21 protein-coding genes are annotated in these 19,458 nt (G+C 73.8%); 10 read left to right on the top strand and 11 right to left on the bottom strand.

All coding sequences use genetic code 11. The annotated features are described in order from the left end of the window. Nucleotides 1–138 precede the first annotated feature (138 nt). On the top strand, nucleotides 139–1,260 hold the full coding sequence (gene corA / locus ACIOGZ_RS35805) for a magnesium/cobalt transporter CorA (protein ID WP_363586746.1): 1,122 nt from the start codon (nucleotides 139–141) through the stop codon (nucleotides 1,258–1,260). Here the strand turns inward: corA and ACIOGZ_RS35800 are convergent. Further along, nucleotides 1,205–2,197 (bottom strand): DMT family transporter, encoded by a 993-nt coding sequence (locus tag ACIOGZ_RS35800; protein WP_400989010.1) that lies wholly within the window; start codon nucleotides 2,195–2,197, stop codon nucleotides 1,205–1,207. The genes corA and ACIOGZ_RS35800 overlap by 56 nt on opposite strands. 160 nt (nucleotides 2,198–2,357) lie before the next feature. Between ACIOGZ_RS35800 and ACIOGZ_RS35795 the strand changes: the two genes are divergently transcribed. From ACIOGZ_RS35795 to ACIOGZ_RS35780, 4 genes are all read left to right on the top strand, one after another. After that, nucleotides 2,358–2,897, top strand: a complete 540-nt coding sequence (locus ACIOGZ_RS35795; protein ID WP_363586747.1) for a hypothetical protein — start codon at nucleotides 2,358–2,360, stop codon at nucleotides 2,895–2,897. Between the two features lie 129 nt (nucleotides 2,898–3,026). Next, on the top strand, nucleotides 3,027–4,322 hold the full coding sequence (locus ACIOGZ_RS35790; RefSeq protein WP_363586748.1) for a magnesium transporter MgtE N-terminal domain-containing protein: 1,296 nt from the start codon (nucleotides 3,027–3,029) through the stop codon (nucleotides 4,320–4,322). A gap of 49 nt (nucleotides 4,323–4,371) precedes the next feature. Next, nucleotides 4,372–4,944: a DUF1003 domain-containing protein gene (locus tag ACIOGZ_RS35785; RefSeq protein WP_371522685.1), complete on the top strand. Its 573-nt coding sequence runs from the start codon at nucleotides 4,372–4,374 to the stop codon at nucleotides 4,942–4,944. Nucleotides 4,945–5,000: 56 nt separating this feature from the next. Further along, nucleotides 5,001–6,161, top strand: a complete 1,161-nt coding sequence (locus tag ACIOGZ_RS35780) for an Mrp/NBP35 family ATP-binding protein (RefSeq protein ID WP_363586749.1) — start codon at nucleotides 5,001–5,003, stop codon at nucleotides 6,159–6,161. Between the two features lie 70 nt (nucleotides 6,162–6,231). Here the strand turns inward: ACIOGZ_RS35780 and ACIOGZ_RS35775 are convergent, their stop codons facing one another. From ACIOGZ_RS35775 to sigE, 4 genes are all read right to left on the bottom strand, one after another. Next, on the bottom strand, nucleotides 6,232–6,909 hold the full coding sequence (locus ACIOGZ_RS35775; RefSeq protein WP_363586750.1) for a hypothetical protein: 678 nt from the start codon (nucleotides 6,907–6,909) through the stop codon (nucleotides 6,232–6,234). 222 nt (nucleotides 6,910–7,131) lie between these two features. Beyond that, nucleotides 7,132–7,569, bottom strand: coding sequence for a sec-independent translocase (locus ACIOGZ_RS35770; protein WP_363586751.1), 438 nt, complete (start codon nucleotides 7,567–7,569; stop codon nucleotides 7,132–7,134). A gap of 154 nt (nucleotides 7,570–7,723) precedes the next feature. Next, nucleotides 7,724–8,752, bottom strand: a complete 1,029-nt coding sequence (locus ACIOGZ_RS35765; protein ID WP_363586752.1) for a zf-HC2 domain-containing protein — start codon at nucleotides 8,750–8,752, stop codon at nucleotides 7,724–7,726. Next, the gene (gene sigE / locus ACIOGZ_RS35760) at nucleotides 8,749–9,477 is read right to left on the bottom strand and encodes an RNA polymerase sigma factor SigE (RefSeq protein WP_371522687.1); all 729 of its coding nucleotides are present in this window, start codon (nucleotides 9,475–9,477) and stop codon (nucleotides 8,749–8,751) included. The genes ACIOGZ_RS35765 and sigE overlap by 4 nt, the downstream gene beginning before the upstream one ends. A 312-nt stretch (nucleotides 9,478–9,789) precedes the next feature. Here sigE and ACIOGZ_RS35755 point away from each other — a divergent pair, with 312 nt between their 5' ends. Then, nucleotides 9,790–10,398, top strand: coding sequence for a class I SAM-dependent methyltransferase (locus ACIOGZ_RS35755; RefSeq protein WP_350879900.1), 609 nt, complete (start codon nucleotides 9,790–9,792; stop codon nucleotides 10,396–10,398). 177 nt (nucleotides 10,399–10,575) lie between these two features. Here the strand turns inward: ACIOGZ_RS35755 and ACIOGZ_RS35750 are convergent, their stop codons facing one another. Continuing rightward, nucleotides 10,576–10,743, bottom strand: a complete 168-nt coding sequence (locus ACIOGZ_RS35750; RefSeq protein WP_014137929.1) for a DUF3117 domain-containing protein — start codon at nucleotides 10,741–10,743, stop codon at nucleotides 10,576–10,578. A 296-nt stretch (nucleotides 10,744–11,039) separates the two neighbouring features. Here ACIOGZ_RS35750 and ACIOGZ_RS35745 point away from each other — a divergent pair, with 296 nt between their 5' ends. Further along, nucleotides 11,040–11,840, top strand: coding sequence for an enoyl-CoA hydratase-related protein (locus tag ACIOGZ_RS35745; RefSeq protein WP_363629537.1), 801 nt, complete (start codon nucleotides 11,040–11,042; stop codon nucleotides 11,838–11,840). A gap of 25 nt (nucleotides 11,841–11,865) precedes the next feature. Here ACIOGZ_RS35745 and ACIOGZ_RS35740 read toward each other — a convergent pair whose 3' ends face one another. Both ACIOGZ_RS35740 and ACIOGZ_RS35735 read right to left on the bottom strand, forming a co-directional pair. Next, entirely contained in the window at nucleotides 11,866–12,459 is a 594-nt protein-coding gene (locus ACIOGZ_RS35740) for a DNA-3-methyladenine glycosylase I (RefSeq protein WP_363586754.1), read from the bottom strand. Continuing rightward, on the bottom strand, nucleotides 12,456–12,896 hold the full coding sequence (locus ACIOGZ_RS35735; protein WP_363586755.1) for a DivIVA domain-containing protein: 441 nt from the start codon (nucleotides 12,894–12,896) through the stop codon (nucleotides 12,456–12,458). The genes ACIOGZ_RS35740 and ACIOGZ_RS35735 overlap by 4 nt, the downstream gene beginning before the upstream one ends. Nucleotides 12,897–13,074: 178 nt before the next feature. On the opposite strand from ACIOGZ_RS35735, the gene folP reads away from it, so the two are divergent. Beyond that, nucleotides 13,075–13,887, top strand: coding sequence for a dihydropteroate synthase (folP, locus tag ACIOGZ_RS35730; RefSeq protein WP_363586766.1), 813 nt, complete (start codon nucleotides 13,075–13,077; stop codon nucleotides 13,885–13,887). Between the two features lie 36 nt (nucleotides 13,888–13,923). On the opposite strand, the gene ACIOGZ_RS35725 is transcribed toward folP, so the two are convergent. Together ACIOGZ_RS35725 and dapE are read right to left on the bottom strand one after the other, a co-directional pair. Beyond that, the gene (locus ACIOGZ_RS35725) at nucleotides 13,924–14,733 is read right to left on the bottom strand and encodes a TIGR00730 family Rossman fold protein (protein WP_363586756.1); all 810 of its coding nucleotides are present in this window, start codon (nucleotides 14,731–14,733) and stop codon (nucleotides 13,924–13,926) included. Between the two features lie 123 nt (nucleotides 14,734–14,856). Beyond that, a complete protein-coding gene (dapE, locus tag ACIOGZ_RS35720) occupies nucleotides 14,857–15,933 on the bottom strand; it encodes a succinyl-diaminopimelate desuccinylase (RefSeq protein WP_363586757.1) in 1,077 nt (358 codons plus the stop codon). A gap of 169 nt (nucleotides 15,934–16,102) precedes the next feature. On the opposite strand from dapE, the gene ACIOGZ_RS35715 reads away from it, so the two are divergent. Next, nucleotides 16,103–17,167, top strand: coding sequence for a hypothetical protein (locus ACIOGZ_RS35715; protein ID WP_363586758.1), 1,065 nt, complete (start codon nucleotides 16,103–16,105; stop codon nucleotides 17,165–17,167). Between the two features lie 280 nt (nucleotides 17,168–17,447). Then, nucleotides 17,448–18,215, top strand: coding sequence for a hypothetical protein (locus ACIOGZ_RS35710; RefSeq protein ID WP_363586759.1), 768 nt, complete (start codon nucleotides 17,448–17,450; stop codon nucleotides 18,213–18,215). A gap of 65 nt (nucleotides 18,216–18,280) precedes the next feature. Here the strand turns inward: ACIOGZ_RS35710 and dapC are convergent, their stop codons facing one another. Beyond that, on the bottom strand, nucleotides 18,281–19,372 hold the full coding sequence (gene dapC / locus ACIOGZ_RS35705; protein WP_400809891.1) for a succinyldiaminopimelate transaminase: 1,092 nt from the start codon (nucleotides 19,370–19,372) through the stop codon (nucleotides 18,281–18,283). Nucleotides 19,373–19,458 lie beyond the last annotated feature (86 nt).

Below are 19,458 nucleotides of genomic sequence, written 5' to 3'. Positions count from 1 at the left end.
AACCGGCCGGGAGAGCACCCTCACCCCCCTTCACCGGTGTTCTTCGCCGTCGCACCACGGCCGCCCGCTCCTCCCCCGCCTTCCGACGGGGGGACCCCGACGCCGCTGTGCGGCGGCTCCTGTTCCAGGGAGCCTGCCATGTCGATGATCAACAGCCTGCGCGCCGCCGTCCGCACCAACCGCCGCCGTTCCGCGGCCGGCGCGTACGACGCCGTCCCGGCGGGCGCCGGCTCGGCGGTCGTCGACTGCGCGGTGTACCAGCACGGCAAGCGCCACGGCGAGACCTGCAGCCCCCGCGAGGCCGCCCGCCGGATCAAGGCCGCGCACCAACTCCCGGACGGGGACGGCTCGTTCAGCTGGATCGGGCTGCACGAACCGACCGAGGCCGAGTTCGAGGGCATCGCCCAGCGCTTCGGCCTGCACCCGCTCGCGGTCGAGGACGCGGTGCACGCGCACCAGCGGCCCAAGGTCGAGCGCTACGACGACGTGCTGTTCGCCGTCTTCAAGACCATCCGCTACGTCGAGCACGACCAGCTCACCCCGACCAGCGAGGTGGTGGAGACCGGCGAATTGATGGTCTTCGCCGGGCGGGACTTCGTGATCACCGTCCGGCACGGCGGCCACGGCTCGCTACAGGAGCTGCGGCACCGGCTGGAGGCCGACGCGGACGAGTCCGGGCTGCTCGCCAAGGGCCCGTCCGCGGTGCTGCACGCGATCGCCGACCACGTCGTGGACAACTACCTGCTGGTCTCCGAGCGGCTGCAGAACGACGTGGACGAGATCGAGTACGGCGTCTTCTCGGCCAAGGGCGGGCGCAGCGCCGACGTCGGCCGGGTGTACCAACTCAAGCGCGAGGTACTGGAGTTCAAGCGAGCCGTGGTGCCGCTGCTGCGCCCGATGCAGCAGCTGTCCGAACCGCTGCAGCGCCTCGTCGACCCGGACATCCAGAAGTACTTCCGGGACGTCGCCGACCACCTGGCCCGGGTCACCGAGCAGGTGCACGGCTTCGACGAACTGCTGAACTCGCTGCTCCAGGCCAATCTGGCGCAGGTCTCGGTGGCGCAGAACGAGGACATGCGCAAGATCACCGCCTGGGCGGCGATCTTCGCCGTGCCCACCATGATCACCGGCGTGTACGGGATGAACTTCGAGTACATGCCCGAGCTGCACCACAAGTACGGCTATCCGATGGTGCTCACCGCCATCATCCTGATCTGCGTCGGGATGTACCGGGGCTTCCGCCGCAACGGCTGGCTGTAGCCGCCCGCGGCGCCCGCCGGCCGCCACGGGCGACCAGGACCAGGCCCACCAGGATCAGCACCACCGCCGGATACGCCGCCACCGGGGGCCACTGGCCGAGCCAGAGGGCGGCGATCAGGGCCGCGCCCGGGGTCTCCAGCAGGATCGCCGTGGAGGTGATCGACGGGCCGAGGGTGCGCACCACGCGGTTGCTCAGCGAGTGGCCGAGCAGCTGGGCGGCGACCATCAGCAGCACGATCTGCCACCACACCCCGGCCGGCCAGCCGGCCAGCGGCGTCCCGGCGACCAGGCAGATCGCCAGCAGGCCCGCCGCCGTGGTGGTGTAGCAGACCAGCGTGTACGCGGTGGTGCTGACGGTCCTGCGGACCTCCGCGCCCAGCAGCATGTACCCGGCGGCGGCCAGGCCCGCGCCGAGGGCGAGCGCGTCGCCGAGCAGCGCGCGCGGGGAGAGCGAGAGGTCGACGCCGGTCAGCACCAGCACGCCGGCGAAGGCCACGCCCGTGCCGAGCCAGACCATCCGGGGGGCGCGGACGCCGAGCAGGCGCATCAGCAGGATGGTCCACAGCGGGGTGGTGGTGACCAGGGCGGTCGCCGAGGCCACCGAGGTCATCCGCAGGCTGGGCATCCAGAGCGCGAAGTGCACGGCGAGCAGTGCGCCCGCCGCGATCGCGAGCAGCAGCGCCCGCCGGCCGATCCCGCGCAGTTCGGCGCGGTGGCGCAGCAGCGCGTACGGGCCGAGGACGCCGACCGACATGACGTTGCGCCAGAACGCGATCGCCAGCGCGGGCGCGGCGGTGGCGCTGATCAGCGGGCCGGACAGCGAGATGCCGGCGATGGAGACGGCGAGCAGCAGCAGGTCGGCGGTGGGGAGCGGGTGCACCGGCTCGGTGGCGGTGGCGGCTGGTGCGGGGGCGGTCGCGGGCCGGGCGGCGGGCACGGCGCTCCTCTGCTGGTCACGTGGGCTGGGGCGAGGCGGGGACCGGGCTGAACCGGGCCGGGGCCGGGCGTTCCTACGGTAAGGCCCGTGGCAAGCCGATGGAACTGTCGCCCGACGGCTGAGACAACTCGTGGACGGCGGAGGTCGTACGCTGGGCGCCATGGACCGTACGCCCGCCGCCGCGACCGCCGACGACTTCCTCGACCAGGCCCTGCTGGAGGAGGCCGCGAAGAAGTCCGGCCTCCTCTGGGTCCGCGCGGACGGCCAGGAGCAGGCCCGCCCGCTCTGGCACGCCTGGCACGACGGCGCCGTGGTGGTGGTCGGCGAGGGCAGCGAGCAGCCGCTGCACGGCCTGACCGCCGGATCCGGCGCGGTGGTGACCGTCCGCAGCAAGGACAAGGGCGGCCGGCTGACCGGCTGGAGCGCCCGGGTCTCGGAGCTGGCCCCCGGCGGCGAGGCCTGGCTGGGCGCCGTCGAGGAGCTCAAGGGCAAGCGGCTGAACGCGCCCGACACCGACACCATCACCGACCGCTGGGCCCGCGAGTGCCGGGTGCTGCGCCTGGAGCCCGCCGGTGCGCTGACCGAGCGTCCGGGCACGATGCCGGACGTCTCGCACGCCGCCCAGCCGATGCCCACCGCGGCCACCACCCGCCGCCCCGTCCCGGCCGGCCTGCCCAAACTGCTGTTCAAGCGCCGCTAAAGATTCACGCCCGGGACTCCTCGGCTGTGTACCGTGCCTCGTCGGGCCGGGCTCGCGACACGCGGGTAGCCTTGCCCGCAGGTGCGCCCCGGCGTACCCGGCACGGCATCGAACGAGTCGAGGGAGTTCATGGCAGGGCCAGGCACCCGGGTCTTCATCTCCCACCTCTCCGCCCTCGCCGTCTTCGACCCGAACGGCGACCAGGTCGGCCGGGTCCGTGACGTCGTCGTCTCGCTGCGGCTGAGCGGCCGCCCGCCGCGGGTCCTGGGCCTGGTGGTCGAGGTGGTCGGCCGGCGCCGGATCTTCCTGCCGATGACCCGGGTGACCAGCCTGGAGTCCGGCCAGGTGCTCGCCACCGGCGTGATCAACCTGCGGCGCTTCGAGCAGCGCCCGTCCGAGACCCTGGTGCTCGCCGAACTGCTGGACCGCACCGTCACCTGGTCCAAGACCGGTGAGAACGTCACCGTGCTGGACGTCGGGATGGTGCAGACCCGGATGCGCGAGTGGGAGATCAGCAAGGTCTTCGTCCAGATCGGCCGGGCCGGCCGGCTGCGCAAGGGCAAGGGCGAGCGGCTCACCCTGGACTGGCAGGACGTCACCGGCTTCACGCTGCCCGAGCAGGACCAGGGCGCCGCCAACCTGCTCGCCACCTTCGACCAGCTGCGCGCCGCCGACCTCGCCAGCGTCATGCACCACCTGTCCGCCAAGCGCCGCGCCGAGGTGGCCGCCGCGCTCGACGACGAGCGGCTCGCCGACGTCCTGGAGGAGCTGCCCGAGGACGACCAGGTCGAGATCATCGGCAAGCTCAAGGACGAACGCGCCGCCGACGTCCTGGAGGCGATGGACCCGGACGACGCCGCCGACCTGCTCTCCGAACTGCCCGCCGACGAGGCCGAGCGGCTGCTCCAGCTGATGGAGCCGGACGAGGCCGAGCCCGTCCGCCGCCTGCTGTCGTACGAGGAGAACACCGCCGGCGGTCTGATGACCACCGAGCCGGTCGTGCTGGAGCCGGACGCGACCGTGGCCGAGGCACTCGCCCGCATCCGGGTCTCCGACCACAAGCCCGCGCTCGCCGCGCAGGTGTACGTCTGCCGGCCGCCGAACGAGACCCCGACCGGCAAGTACCTGGGCACCGTGCACTTCCAGCGGCTGCTGCGCGAGCCGCCGTACGTACTGGTCGGCTCGCTGGTCGACGACGACCTGGACCCGCTGCCGCCGGACACCCCGCTGTCACTGATCACCAGCTACCTGGCGACCTACAACCTGGTGTCCGCGCCGGTCGTCGACGAGGCCGACCACCTGCTCGGCGCGGTGACCGTCGACGACGTGCTCGACCACCTGCTGCCGGAGGACTGGCGCGAGTCCGTCCTGCACGGCCACGACGACACGGACGGCACGAGGGAAGAGGTGCACGGTGGACGCTGACCGCAAGGGGCGGCGGGACGAGTCCCCACGCCAACGCCTCCAGAGCGAACTGCGGGAACTGCGCCAGCTGCGCGAACTGCGCGGCCGGGAGGGCGGCCGGGAGCGGCGCGCCGAGATCTCCGTGGCCGGCCCGGCCCGCACCCGGCTCGACCAGCCCCGCACCGCCCGGCCCGGGCTGATCTCGCTGCCCGCCTACGACCCGGAGGCGTTCGGCAAGCTCTCCGAACGGATCGCGCGCTTCCTGGGCACCGGCCGCTTCATCGTCTGGATGACGGTGGTGATCATCATCTGGGTGGCCTGGAACACCCTGCTGCCGGAGAACGTGCGCTTCGACAGCTACCCCTTCATCTTCCTCACCCTGGTGCTGTCGCTCCAGGCCTCCTACGCGGCCCCGCTGATCCTGCTCGCGCAGAACCGCCAGGACAACCGGGACCGGGTCAACATGGAGCAGGACCGGGCCCGCAGCGACCGCAACATCGCGGACACCGAGTACCTGACCCGCGAGGTCGCGGCACTGCGGCACGGGCTCGGCGAGGTCGCCACCCGGGACTTCATCCGCTCCGAACTCCAGTCCCTGCTCAAGGAGATCGAGGAGCGCCGGGAGCCCTCCGAGACGCTGTGACCGGCGGCACGCCACCGTCGGGTTAGGGGATCCCCCGAGCGCCGTACCATCAAGGCATGGCCAACGAGACAGAGGTCGCGGCCGGCGTCACGGAGGAGTCCGTACGCCAGGCGCTGGCGACCGTCAACGACCCGGAGATCAACCGCCCGATCACCGAGATCGGCATGGTGAAATCGGTCGAGATCGCCGAGGGCGGCGTGGTGCGCGTCGCGGTCTACCTGACCGTCTCCGGCTGCCCGATGCGCGACACCATCGTCACCCGGGTCCGCGAAGCGGTCGGCCGCGTGCCCGGTGTGACCGGCGTCGAGGTCGAGCTCGACGTGATGAGCGACGAGCAGCGCAAGGAACTCTCCCAGCTGCTGCGCGGCGGCGCCCCCGAGCGGGAGATCCCGTTCGCCAAGCCGGGCACGCTGACCCGGGTCTACGCCGTCGCCTCCGGCAAGGGCGGCGTCGGCAAGTCCTCGGTCACGGTCAACCTGGCCGCCGCGATGGCCGCCGACGGCCTGAAGGTCGCCGTCGTGGACGCCGACATCTACGGCCACAGCGTGCCCCGCATGCTCGGCGTCGAGGGCCGGCCCACCCAGGTCCAGGACATGATCATGCCGCCGCAGTCGCACGGCGTGAAGGTCATCTCGATCGGCATGTTCACCCCGGGCAACGCCCCGGTGGTCTGGCGCGGCCCGATGCTGCACCGCGCGCTCCAGCAGTTCCTCGCCGACGTCTACTGGGGCGACCTGGACGTCCTGCTGCTGGACCTGCCGCCCGGCACCGGCGACATCGCGATCTCGGTGGCCCAGCTGGTCCCCAACGCGGAGATCCTGATCGTCACCACCCCGCAGATGGCCGCCGCCGAGGTGGCCGAGCGGGCCGGCACCATCGCGGTGCAGACCCACCAGAAGATCGTCGGCGTGATCGAGAACATGTCCGGCATGCCGTGCCCGCACTGCGACGAGATGATCGACGTCTTCGGCACCGGCGGCGGCCAGACCGTCGCGGACGCGCTCACCCGCACCGTCGGCGCGACCGTCCCGGTGCTCGGCTCGATCCCGATCGACGTGCGCCTGCGCGAGGGCGGCGACGACGGCCGCCCGGTCGTGCTCGCCGCCCCCGACTCCCCGGCCGGCGTCGCCCTGCGCGCCGTCGCCGGCAAGCTCGGCGGCCGCCAGCGCGGCCTCTCCGGGCTCTCCCTCGGGCTGACCCCGAAGAACAAGTTCTGATGACGCGTCGCCGAAGGGGCCGGGTGGTTCGACCACCCGGCCCCTTCGGCGTACTCGGCGTCGTCGCGCCCTACGGGCGGGTGTAGGCGGTCAGGTCGGGGGCGGTGGCGAAGCCGGCTCCGTAGGCGCTGACGCCGCGGCCGTAGGCGCCGAGCAGGACGCCCGGGGCCTCGCCGGCGAGCACCCAGCCGTACTCGGACTCGCGGTAGCGGAAGGGCTGCGGCAGGCCGTTCACCGGGAGGCTGAGGGTGGACCAGCCGGGGCCGGCCAGGTCGTCGGCGAGGTCCCACGCGAGGGTGCTCTGCTGGTCCAGCCAGTCCTGGCGCAGCGCGCGGTCGAGCTGGCCGGGCCAGGTCGAGGCGAGCAGGCCCGAGCCGGCCAGCCAGGCGGCGGAGGAGGCGGAGGTCGCCTCCAGGGTGCCGGTGTTGTCGGCGCTGCGGCGGCTGTCCCGGCGGGCCACCGTGACCACGACCGCGAACCTGCGCATGTCGCGCGGCTCGTACTGCCTGGCCGGCTCCTCGCCGTGGCCGAGGCTGCCGTAGTCGACGCTGCCGGGCGCCCCGGCCCGGAGGCCTCCGGCGCCGGCCTGCATCAGGTAGCGGCGGCCGGTCCAGCCGTCGTCCAGGCCGTACCAGGGGAAGTCGGCGGACAGGTAGGGCACCAGCGGGTCCGCCGGGCCGGCCTGCCCGCCGACCACCGGGCCGCCGGCCGTGGCCGTCGTCCCCACCGCCTGACTCGTCGCGTCCATCCCCGGGCCTCCTCAAACACACGTTTGCCTGCCGTGGCGCGCTCCCATCGTGGCGTACCGCGGCGTTCCCGGGAGCCGTTCCTGGTCCGCGACAGCGCGGAATGTGACGGACGGCTCAGCGGGAACAATCAGCACAATAGCGGCGCACACGCCGCCGCCCCGCTCAGCCGGGCGGCCGGGCGGGGCGGTGGCGTGGTCGTACGGGGTGTGACCGGGGGCCGGTCAGGTCGCGTCGGGGTCGAACGGGGGCCGCTCGCCGGGCTGCAACGGCGCCCCGGTGGAGGCCGCCACCGGGGCGGCGGCCTTCTCGAAGCTGACGCTGCCGCTGCGGCCGTTCACCGGCGCCGCCGGCTTGTCGTCCAGGACCGAGCGGATGTCGAGCGAGTCCTTCATCTCCTTGAGGCCCAGCGGGTCCTCTTCGCCGCCCATGAGCTGCTTGCGGACGAAGGTCTTGGGGTTCAGGTCCTCGAACTCGAAGTCCTTGAACTCGGGGCCCAGCTCGCTGCGGATGTCCTCCTTCGCGTTGTCGGCGAAGGAACGGACCTTCCGGATGAAGCCCATGGTGTCCTGGATCAGCTTCGGCAGCTTGTCGGGGCCGAAGATGACGATCGCCATCACGGCCAGGGTCAGGATCTCCAGCCCGCCTACATCGCTGAACACCTAAGCTCCCTAGCTCGTCGGACGACGGTCCCTACAGGGTAATGGCCATCGGCGGGTCCATGGTCCACGCTGCGATGAAGCCGTGGTAAAGACCTGCCGATGGCCGAGATCGTCGCGACCGGGGCGCGAGCGGCGCTCTAGGTGCGGACAGGGCCTAGCGGGTCTGCTGGCGCAGTGCGGGCAGGCCGCCCGAGTTGCGCTCCGAGGCCGGCGGCGGCGTCGCGTCGCGGGTCGCGGCGACGGGGTGGGCCGGGAAGTCCACCGGGATCTGCGCGGTCATCGGGACCAGGCCCCCGCTGCGGCCCGTGCCGCCGCTGTTGCCGACCGTGCTGACCGGGTTGCCGTGCTGGTCCTCGCTCTGCGCGCTGAGGCCGCCGACCCCGCCGAGCGTGACCGCGGCGACCGAGAAGGCGCCCGCGGCGGCGAAGACGAAGCGGCGCCCGCGCGGCGCGGCGGAGCGTACGGCGGCGGCCGGGCGGGGCCGGACGGTGCTCTCGGGGCGGGCCGCGGCCTCGGGGCGGCCGTTGCGCCGGCCCATCAGGGGCCGCAGCACCGCGCCGCCGCGCCCGAACGCCCGCGGGTCGACCCCGGGCACCGGGGTGTCGGCGCCGAGCGCGCCCGCGCCGAAGGAGGCGCCTGCGCCGCGGCCGAAGGAGCCGCCGGTGAGCCGGCTGCCGCCGAGCGTGCCGCCGGCCGCGACCCCGCCGCCGGGCAGGTCGTCGTCGTCACCGCGGCTGCCGCGGCGGACGGGCCAGTCGGCGTCCGCCGGATCGTCCTCGGGCAGGCCGCCGACGGCCATCAGCCGGGCCATCAGGCCGGAGGAGGGGCCGGGGGTGCCGGTGCGGGTCAGCAGGTGCTTGACGGCCCGGCCCGCGTCGACCTCGGCGAGGCACTGCGGGCAGGTCGCCAGGTGGGCCTGGACGCGATCGCGCGAGTCGTGGCCGAGTTCGCCGTCCAGGAACGCGGAGAGGCGCTCACCGAGGTGGTGCTCCTCGGCGGCCGGCTCGGCGGGGCGCACCGGCACCGCGCGCAGCGCCGTCTCGCCCGGCAGCGGCAGCGCGGGCAGGACGGGCTCGCCCGGTTCGTCGCCGCCGCGGCGGCCGGGCAGGGCCCAGCCCCGCCTGGCCGCGGACCGGCCGGACGGGTCCGGCTGGCCCGGCCCGGACCGGCCGGTTCCGCTCACGATCGCCTCCGTCCGCGCGCACCCGGCGCGAGCGCGCCCTCGACGGCGGCGCCGACCGGCACCGGCTCCTCCGAGCCGCCGCGGCGCTCGCGCCCGGGGGCCGAGCCGGGGGCACGGTGCTTGAGCGCGGCGCGCAGGTGCGAGCGGCCGCGGTGGATGCGGCTGCGGACGGTGCCGAGCTTGACGCCCAGCGTGGCGGCGATCTCCTCGTAGGACAGTCCCTCGATGTCGCAGAGCACCACGGCGGCGCGGAACTCCGGGGCGAGGGTGTCCAGGGCGTGCTGCACGTCGGCGTCGAAGTGGGTGTCGCTGAAGTGCTGGGCCGGGCTGGGCTCGCGGGAGGCGAGCCGCTCGGCCGCGTCCTCGCCGAGCGCGTCGAAGCGGATGCGCTGGCGGCGGCGGACCATGTCCAGGAACAGGTTGGTGGTGATCCGGTGCAGCCAGCCCTCGAACGTGCCGGGGGTGTAGGTGGACAGCGAACGGAACACCCGGACGAAGACCTCCTGGGTGAGGTCCTCGGCGTCGTGCTGGTTGCCCGTCAGGCGGTACGCGAGGCGGTAGACCCGGGCGCTGTGCGCCTCGACGATCTCCTCCCAGGAGGGTGGAGTCCAGGTCTGCGCGTCGGGGCCCTCGGTGAAGGTCGCGAGGGCGGGGGCCTCGGTGGTACCGGCGGCCGGCGTCGCGGCGGCGGGCTGGTCCAGGTCGGAGTGCGCAGGCTGGTTCATCACGGGCTTCGGCGTACGGGCCGACGCGGTGCCGCGGGAGTGCCGCCGCACGGGGACGTCGCCCTCGGCCACACCTCCTCGGTCGGCTCTTCTGCCCAGCAGGGCCACCACCATATCCACCTCACCCGTCAAGCCCGGATAAAAGTGCCCGGGAGGTCTCCCGTACCCGGTCCTTCGTGACAACGGCCCGCCGCCGTACGCGGTTCCCGGTCGGCCAGTAATCTGTGCCAGGAAATATCGACTTCCCTCGGCACCGGGCCGTAACCCGGGGCTCCGAAAGAGGCAGCCATCAGCGAGTTCGGGCCCGCGCGTGTGGCCCTCGCCGACACCTACGTCGGCGAGGACGCGGTGCTGACCTACGCCCGGGCGCAGTCCGCGCGCACCGGGATACGGGCGATCGGGCCCAGCGGCGGGGCGTGCCTGCGGCTGCTGGCCGCGGCACTGGACGCCAAGGCGGTGGCCGAGATCGGCACCGGGACGGGCGTCTCCGGGGTCTACCTGCTGCGCGGCATGCGGCCGGACGGCGTGCTCACCACGGTGGACTCCGAGCCGGTGCGCCAGCAGCTGGCCCGCGAGGCGTACCACGCGGCCGGATTCGCGGCCAACCGCTCGCGGTTCATACCGGGCCGGGCGCTGGAGGTGCTGCCCCGGCTCGCCGACGGCCAGTACGACCTGGTGTTCTGCGACGGCGACCCGGCCGAGTCCAGGGAGTACCTGCTGGAGGCGATGCGGCTGCTACGGCCGGGCGGGATGGTCTGCTTCGAGGGGGTGTTCCAGGAGGGCCGGCTGGCCGAGCCGGAGCTGCAGGACCCCCAGACGGGCGCGGTGCGCGACCTGGTCCGGGACGTCCGGGAGAGCGAGGCGCTGCTGCCGGCGCTGCTGCCGGTCTCGGACGGACTGCTCTGCGCCATCAAGCGGTAGGACCGTCGAGCGGCAGGGCCGTCAGGCAGCCGGACCGTCAGGCAGCGGCCCCGCCGCCCCGGACCGCGGCCTCCGGGCGGCCGGGCAGGGCCCCAAACGCCGCGGGGCCCGGGCCGACATGACGTCGTACCCGGGCCCGGCAGCACATCTCCAGGAGATGACGAGCACCCGCTGCGGTCAGCCGCAGGCCTTCTTCAGGGCCTCGCCGAGGGCGTCGGCCTCGTCAGGTGTGAGCTCCACCACAAGGCGTCCGCCGCCTTCGAGCGGAACGCGCATGATGATGCCCCGTCCCTCTTTGGTGACTTCGAGCGGGCCGTCACCCGTCCGCGGCTTCATGGCCGCCATGCTCGTTCCCCTTCCTGCAACCGCTCAGCTACGCACCGGCAGTCCGTCCACCGCCGGTATCGAACGCATTGATCGGAAGCCATTATCCCGCATGCCACGGGCTGATGACCAACATCACTCTCGGTGCAACATCGGCCGGACCGCCCCCAAGCGCCGCAATTGCCGTCATAAGCCCCGGCGTGGCGGCGGCGCGCGGGCCGTCGAAAGGTGCGATACCTCACACTCCCCACCCGGCCGTCCGCTCCGGCATCCTGGCACACGACCGACACCGAGCCGACCACAGGGAGCCCTCGCCCATGTCCGATTCCGTGCTGTACGAGCTGGACGGCGGCCTGGCCGTCATCACCATCAACCGCCCGGAGGCGATGAACGCCCTGGACGTCGCGACCAAGGTCGCGCTGCGGGACGCCGTGGCCGCCGCGGCCGCGGACCCGGCGGTGCGGGCGGTGCTGCTGACCGGGGCCGGCGAGCGCGCGTTCTGCGTCGGGCAGGACCTGAACGAGCACCTGACGGCGCTGAAGCGGGCCGAGGAGACCGGACAGAGCCCGCTGGGCACCGTCGCCGAGCACTACAACCCGCTGGTGCGGGCGCTGGCCGGGATGCGCAAGCCGACCGTCGCCGCGGTCGGCGGGGTGGCGGCCGGCGCGGGCGCCTCGCTGGCCTTCGCCTGCGACTTCCGGGTCCTCTCCGACCGGGCCGGCTTCAACACCGCCTTCGCCGGGATCGCCCTGACCGCCGACTCGGGCGCCTCCTGGACGCTGCCCCGGCTGGTCGGGCACGCCAGGGCCACCGAGCTGCTGATGCTGCCCCGGACGGTCAAGGCCGCCGAGGCGCTGGAGCTGGGCCTGGCCACCAGGGTGGTGCCGGCCGGGGAGCTCGCCGCCACCGCGCGGGCCTTCGCCCGGGAGCTGGCCGCGGGCCCCACGGTGGCCTACGGCGCCATCAAGGAGTCGCTGGCGTACGGCGCCTCGCACTCGCTGGACGAACTGCTCGACAAGGAGGACGAGCTGCAGACCCTGGCCGGCGAGAGCGAGGACCACCGGATCGCGGTCCGCGCCTTCATCGCCAAGGAGAAGCCGACCTACCTGGGCCGCTAGGGCGCGCCCAGCGGCCCTCTTCGGATCACACCGGGCGCGCGGTGCGGACGTGGCAGTCCGCCAGGTGGTCGTCGACCAGGCCGCAGGCCTGCATCAGGGCGTAGGCGGTGGTCGGGCCGACGAAGCGGAAGCCCTCCTTCTTCAGGGCCTTCGCGAGCGCGGTCGACTCGGGCGTGACGGCCGGCACCTCCCCCATCGTGCGGGGGGCCGGCCGGTCCGGGGCTCCGGCGAACCGCCAGATCAGCGCGTCCAGCCCGCCGTCCAGGTCGCGGGCGACCCGGGCGTTGGCGATGGCGGCCTCGATCTTGGCCCGGTTGCGGATGATGCCGGTGTCGGCGAGCAGCCGCTCCACGTCCGCCTCGCCGAACTCGGCGACCGCGGCGATCCCGAAGCCGGCGAACGCGGACCGGAAGCCCTCCCGGCGGCGCAGGATGGTCAGCCAGGACAGCCCGGACTGGAACGCCTCCAGGCAGACCCGCTCGAACAGGGCGTCGTCGCCGTGCACCGGACGGCCCCACTCGGTGTCGTGGTAGGCCCGGTAGTCGTCGGTCGACTCGCCCCAGGCGCAGCGGCGCAGGCCGTCCGCGCCGAGCACCGCGCCCTCGGCGAGAGCGGTCACCGGTCGTTCACCGGCTTCGCGTCCTCGGGCCGCTCCTGCTCGGGCCGCTCCTTGGTGAGCGCGACGGCCGGTTCGACCACCTTCGCGAACTCCTCCAGGCCGGGCAGCGGTTCGGCGCCGGCGTCCGGGCCGTCGGTCGCCTCGACCGCGCCGCGCAGGTGCCCTGCGGCCTCCAGTTCGGCGATCCGCGAGTCGCGGTAGGCGAGTTCGGCGCCGAGGCGGTCCAGGACGTCGTCGACCTCGTCCATCCGGTAGCCGCGGACGGCCATCGGCAGCCGCAGGTCGTCCACGTCCGCCTTGCTCAGCGGACGGTCCTGCGGCAGCCGGGCGGCGATGCGGTCCTGCACCGCCTCCGGCATCGAGCCGCCCCCGCCGAGCGCCACCAGCGCGGCGCCGCCGACCACCACGGCCATGGCGACCACGATCACCCAGAACACGAGCTGTCCTCCCGAACTCCCGGCCGGCCTGCTGCGAAGTGCCCCCGACCAAACTGATCATGACAGCATGGTCCCTGTGAGGCCGGGGGCCATCATCGCACCCGCAGCAGCTGTGGAGGAGACATCGGTGGCACTGCGCCTGGGACCGCGGGAATTCGGTGACGACGAGCTGGTGATCATGGCGATCGTCAACCGGACGCCGGACTCGTTCTTCGACAGGGGGGCGACCTTCGCGGACGAGGCCGCGTTCGCCGCCGCCGACCGCGCGATGGCCGAGGGAGCGGCGATCCTGGACATCGGCGGGGTGAAGGCCGGGCCCGGTGACGAGGTCACGGTGGAGGAGGAGCTGCGGCGCACCGTGCCCTTCGTGGCCGAGCTGCGCAAGCGCCACCCGGAGGCCGTGATCAGCGTCGACACCTGGCGGCACGAGGTCGGCGAGGCGGTCTGCGAGGTGGGCGCCGACCTGCTGAACGACGCCTGGGGCGGGGTGGACCCGAAGCTCGCCGAGGTGGCCGCGCGCCACGACGTCGGGCTGGTCTGCACGCACGCGGGCGGCGCCGAGCCGCGCACCCGGCCGCACCGGATCGGCTACCAGGACGTGATGGCGGACATCCTGCGGGTGACCGTCGGGCTGGCCGAGCGGGCGGTGGGGCTGGGTGTGCGGCGGGACGCGGTGATCATCGACCCGGGGCACGACTTCGGCAAGAACACCCGGCACTCGCTGGAGGCCACCCGGCGGCTGCCGGAGATGACCGCGACCGGCTTCCCGGTGCTGGTCTCGCTGTCCAACAAGGACTTCGTCGGCGAGACACTGGACCGGCCGGTGAACGAGCGGCTGCTCGGCACCCTGGCCACCACCGCGGTCTCGGCCTGGCTGGGCGCGCAGGTCTACCGGGTCCACCAGGTCGCGGAGACCCGCCAGGTGCTGGACATGGTCGCCTCGATCCGGGGCACCCGCCCCCCGGCGGTCGCCCGCCGGGGGCTGGCGTAGGCGGCCCGGAGGGCCGGGGGCCCAGGCCTGTCCGGCCTAGATCTGGTTGGTCGGCCGGCGGGTGTCGGCGAGGATCTTCATGACCTCGTCGATCTCGTCGGTGATGTGGAACAGCTCCAGGTCGTGCGGGGCCGCCTTGCCCTGCGCGACCAGGGTGTTCTTCAGCCACTCGTAGAGGCCGCCCCAGTACGCGCTACCGAAGAGGATCACCGGGAAGCGGGTGACCTTCTTCGTCTGCACCAGGGTGAGCGCCTCGAACAGCTCGTCCAGCGTGCCGAGCCCGCCGGGCAGGACCACGAAGCCCTGGGAGTACTTCACGAACATCGTCTTGCGGACGAAGAAGTAACGGAAGTTCAGCCCGAGGTCGACGAACTCGTTGAGGCCCTGCTCGAAGGGCAGCTCGATGCCGAGGCCGACGCTGAGGCCGCCGGCCTCGGAGGCGCCGCGGTTGGCGGCCTCCATGGCACCCGGACCGCCTCCGGTGATCACCGCGTAGCCGGCCTCGGCGAGGGCCCGGCCGATGGCCACGCCGGCCTCGTACTCGGGCGAGTCGGCCGGGGTCCGGGCGGAGCCGAAGACGCTGATCGCGGGCGGGAGTTCGGCGAGGGCGCCGAAGCCCTCGACGAACTCGGAGGTGATCCGCAGCACCCGCCACGGATCGGTGTGCAGCCAGTCGGTCGGGCCGGTGGTGTCCAGCAGCCGCTGGTCCGTGGTGCTCGTGCCGACCTGGTCCCGGCGCACCAGCACCGGGCCCTTCTGCTTCTCGGGCCAGGCCTTCTTCTTCCGCGGCACGCCGACCTGCTCGGGGCCGTGTCCGTAGTGCTTCTCGTCTCCTGTGCCTGTCATGACGAAACCCTACGTCCGGTGATCCCGGTTTTCAGGCAACAGGGGAAGGTCGGTTGGGCGACCGGAAGATGGCGCTCAGCCGATGATCGGCCGGTCGGACCGGCCGATCATCGGAACGGCACCTCAGCTGGTCAGCCAGGCCCGCAGCCGCTCCTCGGTCTCCGCGATGGCGCTCAGCGAGCAGTGCTCCTCCCGCTTGTGCGCGAGGTTCGGGTCACCGGGGCCGTAGTTGACCGCCGGGACGCCCAGCGCGCTGAACCGGGCGACGTCGGTCCAGCCGAACTTGGCGCGGGCCTGGCCGCCGGTGGCCTCCAGGAAGGCCTGGGCGGCCGGCTGGGCGAGCCCGGGCAGCGCGCCCGGGGCGAAGTCGGTGACGGTCAGCTCGAAGCCGTCGAAGACCTCGCGCACGTGCTTCTCCGCCTCCGCCTCGCTGCGGTCCGGCGCGTAGCGGAAGTTGACCGTCACGACGCACTCGTCCGGGATGACGTTGCCGGCCACGCCGCCGTCGATCCGGACGGCGTTCAGGCCCTCCCGGTACTCCAGGCCGTCGATCTCCACCCGGCGCGGCCGGTAGTCCGCGAGCCGGGTGAGCACCTCGGCGGCGTGGTGGATGGCGTTGTCGCCGAGCCAGCTGCGGGCCGAGTGCGCGCGCACGCCGGTGAGCCGGATCTGCGCCCGCAGGGTGCCCTGGCAGCCGCCCTCGACGACCGCGCCGCTCGGCTCCATCAGCACCGCGAAGTCGGCGGCCAGCCAGTCCGGGCGCTCCCTGGCGAGGTGGCCGAGGCCGTTGCGGTGGGCCTCCACCTCCTCGCAGTCGTAGAACACGAAGGTGAGGTCGCGGTTGGGCTCGGGCAGGGTGGCGGCGAGCCGCAGCTGGACGGCGACGCCGGACTTCATGTCCGAGGTGCCGCAGCCGTAGAGCAGGTCCCCCTCGACGTGGGAGGGCACGTTGTCGGCGATCGGCACGGTGTCCAGGTGGCCGGCGAGCAGGACGCGCTCGGGGCGGCCGAGGGTGGTGCGGGCGACCACGTTGTTGCCGTACCGGTCCACGGTCAGGTGCGGGTAGCCGCGCAGCGCGGTCTCCACGGCGTCGGCGAGCGCCTGCTCGTCGCCGCTCACCGACGGGAAGTCGACGAGCCGGGCGGTCAGCGCGCCGCCGTCGAGGGTGAGGTCCAGGGGCGTCGGGTTCGGGCTGCTCATGGCGCCAGCCTAGTCCGCGTGGCGTGCACCCCGTGTGGCGCTTCCGTGACGCGGCGCGCGCGGGCCCGCCCCGGAGCGAGCGGACCGGCAACCGCAACCGGGTGGCGCCGCACACCCGTCCGAGTGGGTACGGTGTCGGATCAAGAAGCAAGGCGCGAGAGGGGCGACGGTGGCCAGGAGAAAGAGCGGCGAGGAGCTGGGCGAGGAGTTGGCGCCCCCCCGCCGCGGTCCACTGCGCGCGCTGTTGCTCGTGATCGTCGGCCTGCTCGGCCTCGCGCTGGTCGCGGGACTGGCCGTGGTCGGCATCTGGTGGTTCGGCTTCAAACAGGGCGAGCCCGAGGGCTGCTCGGTGAAGACCGCGGCCGGCAGCGGCACGCTGGAGCTCCCGCAGGCGGCCAACGCCGCGACGATCGCCGCGGTGGCGCGCTCGCGCGGACTGCCGGACCGGGCGACGACGATCTCGCTGGCCACCGCGATGCAGGAGTCCAAGCTGCGCAACCTCGCGGGCGGCGACCGGGACTCGATCGGCCTGTTCCAGCAGCGGCCCTCGATGGGCTGGGGCACGGCGCAGCAGATCGGGGACCCGGTCTACGCGACCAACAAGTTCCTGGACGGCCTGGTCAAGGTGCCCGGCTACACCCGGCTGCCGCTGACCGACGCGGCCCAGGCCGTGCAGAAGAGCGGCTACCCGCAGGCGTACGCCAAGCACGAGACCAAGGCGACGCTGCTCACCTCGGCGCTGGCCGGCCGGGAGCCCGGTTCGTTCTCCTGCGTGGTGCACGACTACGCCAAGCCGGATCCGGTCGACTCGCCCTCCCCCACGGCGGGCTCCACCGTCTCCCCGGCCGCCGTCCAGCCCACCGCCGCGGACCGGGCCCAGGTGCTGTCCGACCGGGTGCGCCGCGAGTTCGGCCGCACCGTGACCCCGGCCACCGGGTACGCCTCGACCATCAAGGGCGCCGAGAACGCGGTCTCGCTCACCCCGGACCCGTCCGCCGCCGCGCTGACCTCCTCGACCGACGGAACCGACGACGGAATCACCGCCGAGCGGGCGAGCGGCTGGGAGGTCGCCCACTGGGCGGTCGCCCAGGCCCAGCAGCTGGGCATCGCGACGGTCGCCTACGACGGGAAGATCTGGCGCAAGACCAAGTCGGAGGACGGCTGGCAGCCGCAGACCTCCGGGACGTCGACCAAGCTCGTTCAGGTCACCCTCGCCACGTCCGACAAGGGCTGACGCACTGACGTTCGGGTGGCCGCCGGACGGGTGAATCCGGTCAACCCCGGTGGACCGGGAGCCCGCCGTGGCGGCCCCGCCGGAGAACCGTCACTCCCCTTGCCCGGCGCCGGGCCCACGGGGCCGTACGGACCCCGCCAGGCGCCGTCACGGCGGTCCTACGATCCGATGGTCGGTCAGACACTTTCCTGGTCCAGGCCGAAACCATCTGGCTTCTCAAGCGGTAACACCGTCAGTCCGCCCGGCGGACGTGACGGACCCAGACCCTCCGAGGAGCCCCATGTCTCACCCCCTCACGCGACGGATCGCCAGCGCCGCGCTGCTCGTGGCGGCCGGCGCGACCCCGCTGGTCGCGGCCGGCTCCGCGTCCGCCCTGGGCGGCGACGCCCTGCTGCCCAAGAGCGACCTGGCCGCGCCGCTGGGCCAGCTGACCAACACCGACACCGGTTCCACCCTCCAGCACACCACCCACCAGCTGGGCCAGGCCGCCGGCAGCACCGGCGCCGCCACCGTCGCCGCGGGCGTACCGGCCTCCGCCGACGCCGCCGGCAACATCGTCGCCCACCAGCTCCCCGAGGCGAACGAGAAGGCCAGCTCGCTGACCGCCCCGGTCGACCAGACCGCCGCCACCACCGGCCAGCTCTCCGCCGTCACCCCGAAGGTCGCCTCCGCACTGGCCGGCAAGCTCGGCGAGGCCGTCACCGGCAAGGGCGTCGGCACCCGCAGCGCCGCGGCCAGCCCGGTCGGCGGGCTCGCCCAGACCGGCGCCATCGCCAAGGGCCTGCCCGGCGCCGACAAGCTCGCCGGCGCCGTCCCCGGCACCAACGCCGTCACCGACGCGCTGCCGCTCGGCTCCGTCGCGCGCGCGCTGCCCGCCCTGCCCGGCACCGACGTCCTGGGCCTGGCCGAGCACGGCTCGGCCAACCGCCTCGGCGGCGCCGACCTCGGCCCGAACAACCCGCTGTCCGGCCTCACCGGCGCGCTCGGCCCGATCGGCGGCCTGCTGGGCGGCGTGAACGGCGGCAGCATCAGCGGCCTGCCGCTGTAACCCGCCCCGGGTACGGCGAAGGGGCCGGTGTTCCGCTCTCGGAACACCGGCCCCTTCGGCGTCGGTCAGCGGGCCGCGTTCAGCCGCTCCACGGCCGCGGCCACCCGCTCGTCGGTCGCGGTGAACGCGACCCGGACGAAGCACTCGCCGGCCGGCCCGTAGAAGTCGCCAGGCGCCACCAGGATGCCCAGTCCGGCCAGCTCGGCCACGGTCTCCCAGCACGGGCGGTCCTGCGTCACCCACAGGTAGAGGCTCGCCTCCGAGTGCTCGACCCGGAAGCCGTACGCCTCCAGCGCCGCCCGCAGCGCCGAGCGCCGGGCCGCGTACCGCTCCCGCTGCTCCGCCACGTGCGCGTCGTCCGACAGCGCCGCGATCGTCGCCGCCTGGACCGGCGCCGGCACGATCATGCCGCCGTGCTTGCGCACCTCCAGCAGCTCCCTGACCACCACCGGGTCGCCCGCCACGAAGGAGGCGCGGTAGCCGGCCAGGTTGGAGCGCTTGGAGAGCGAGTGGACGGCCAGCAGGCCCTCGTGGCCCGCGCCGCAGACGTCCGGGTGCAGGACCGAGACCGGCTCGGCGGACCAGCCCAGCTCCAGGTAGCACTCGTCGCTGACCAGCAGCGCCCCGTGCTCCCGGGCCCAGGCGACCGCCCGGCGCAGCTCGTCCGCGCCGAGCACCCGGCCGGTCGGGTTGGACGGCGAGTTCACCCAGAGCAGGCGGACCCGCGAACCGTCCAGCTCGTCCACCGAGTCGTACTCGACCGGCTCCGCGCCGCACAGCCGCGCGCCCACCTCGTACGTCGGGTAGGCCAGCCGCGGGTAGGCGACCTGGTCGCCCGGGCCGAGGCCGAGCTGGGTCGGCAGCCAGGCCACCAGCTCCTTGGAGCCGACGGTCGGCAGCACGGCCTGCGGGCCGATCTCGGCGCCGCAGCGGCGGTGCAGCCAGCCGGCGATCGCCTCGCGCAGCTCCACCGGGCCCCACACCGTCGGGTAGCCCGGCGTGTCGGTGGCGGCGGCCAGCGCCTTCTGGATCACCTCGGGGACCGGGTCCACCGGGGTGCCCACCGAGAAGTCGCAGAGACCGCCCGGGTGGGCCAGCGCGGTCGCCTTGTACGGCTCCAGCTTGTCCCAGGGGAAGACCGGCAGGAGGTCGGACAGCCTTCCTCGGCCAGATGGGCGGCGCGCCGCCCCCGGGTGACCCGGGAACGGCGCGCGCGTGCTGTTGGTGTTCACAGCTCAGATGC

The sequence above is a fragment of the Kitasatospora sp. NPDC088160 genome (genome assembly GCF_044741445.1).
In the GTDB taxonomy this organism is placed as follows: Bacteria; Actinomycetota; Actinomycetes; order Streptomycetales; family Streptomycetaceae; genus Kitasatospora.
The sequence above is the reverse complement of the archived record's forward strand: the minus strand, read 5'-3'. Positions and strand labels throughout refer to the sequence as shown.

Coding starts and splice junctions, on each gene's coding strand:
- dapE (WP_363586757.1), bottom strand. CDS start 15,933: ATGAGCAGCCCGAACCCGACGCCCCTGGACCTCACCCTCGACGGCGGC.
- ACIOGZ_RS35795 (WP_363586747.1), top strand. CDS start 2,358: ATGGACCGTACGCCCGCCGCCGCGACCGCCGACGACTTCCTCGACCAG.
- ACIOGZ_RS35780 (WP_363586749.1), top strand. CDS start 5,001: ATGGCCAACGAGACAGAGGTCGCGGCCGGCGTCACGGAGGAGTCCGTA.
- ACIOGZ_RS35790 (WP_363586748.1), top strand. CDS start 3,027: ATGGCAGGGCCAGGCACCCGGGTCTTCATCTCCCACCTCTCCGCCCTC.
- sigE (WP_371522687.1), bottom strand. CDS start 9,477: ATGAACCAGCCTGCGCACTCCGACCTGGACCAGCCCGCCGCCGCGACG.
- ACIOGZ_RS35710 (WP_363586759.1), top strand. CDS start 17,448: ATGTCTCACCCCCTCACGCGACGGATCGCCAGCGCCGCGCTGCTCGTG.
- folP (WP_363586766.1), top strand. CDS start 13,075: ATGGCGATCGTCAACCGGACGCCGGACTCGTTCTTCGACAGGGGGGCG.
- corA (WP_363586746.1), top strand. CDS start 139: ATGTCGATGATCAACAGCCTGCGCGCCGCCGTCCGCACCAACCGCCGC.
- ACIOGZ_RS35750 (WP_014137929.1), bottom strand. CDS start 10,743: ATGGCGGCCATGAAGCCGCGGACGGGTGACGGCCCGCTCGAAGTCACC.
- ACIOGZ_RS35745 (WP_363629537.1), top strand. CDS start 11,040: ATGTCCGATTCCGTGCTGTACGAGCTGGACGGCGGCCTGGCCGTCATC.
- ACIOGZ_RS35725 (WP_363586756.1), bottom strand. CDS start 14,733: ATGACAGGCACAGGAGACGAGAAGCACTACGGACACGGCCCCGAGCAG.
- ACIOGZ_RS35775 (WP_363586750.1), bottom strand. CDS start 6,909: ATGGACGCGACGAGTCAGGCGGTGGGGACGACGGCCACGGCCGGCGGC.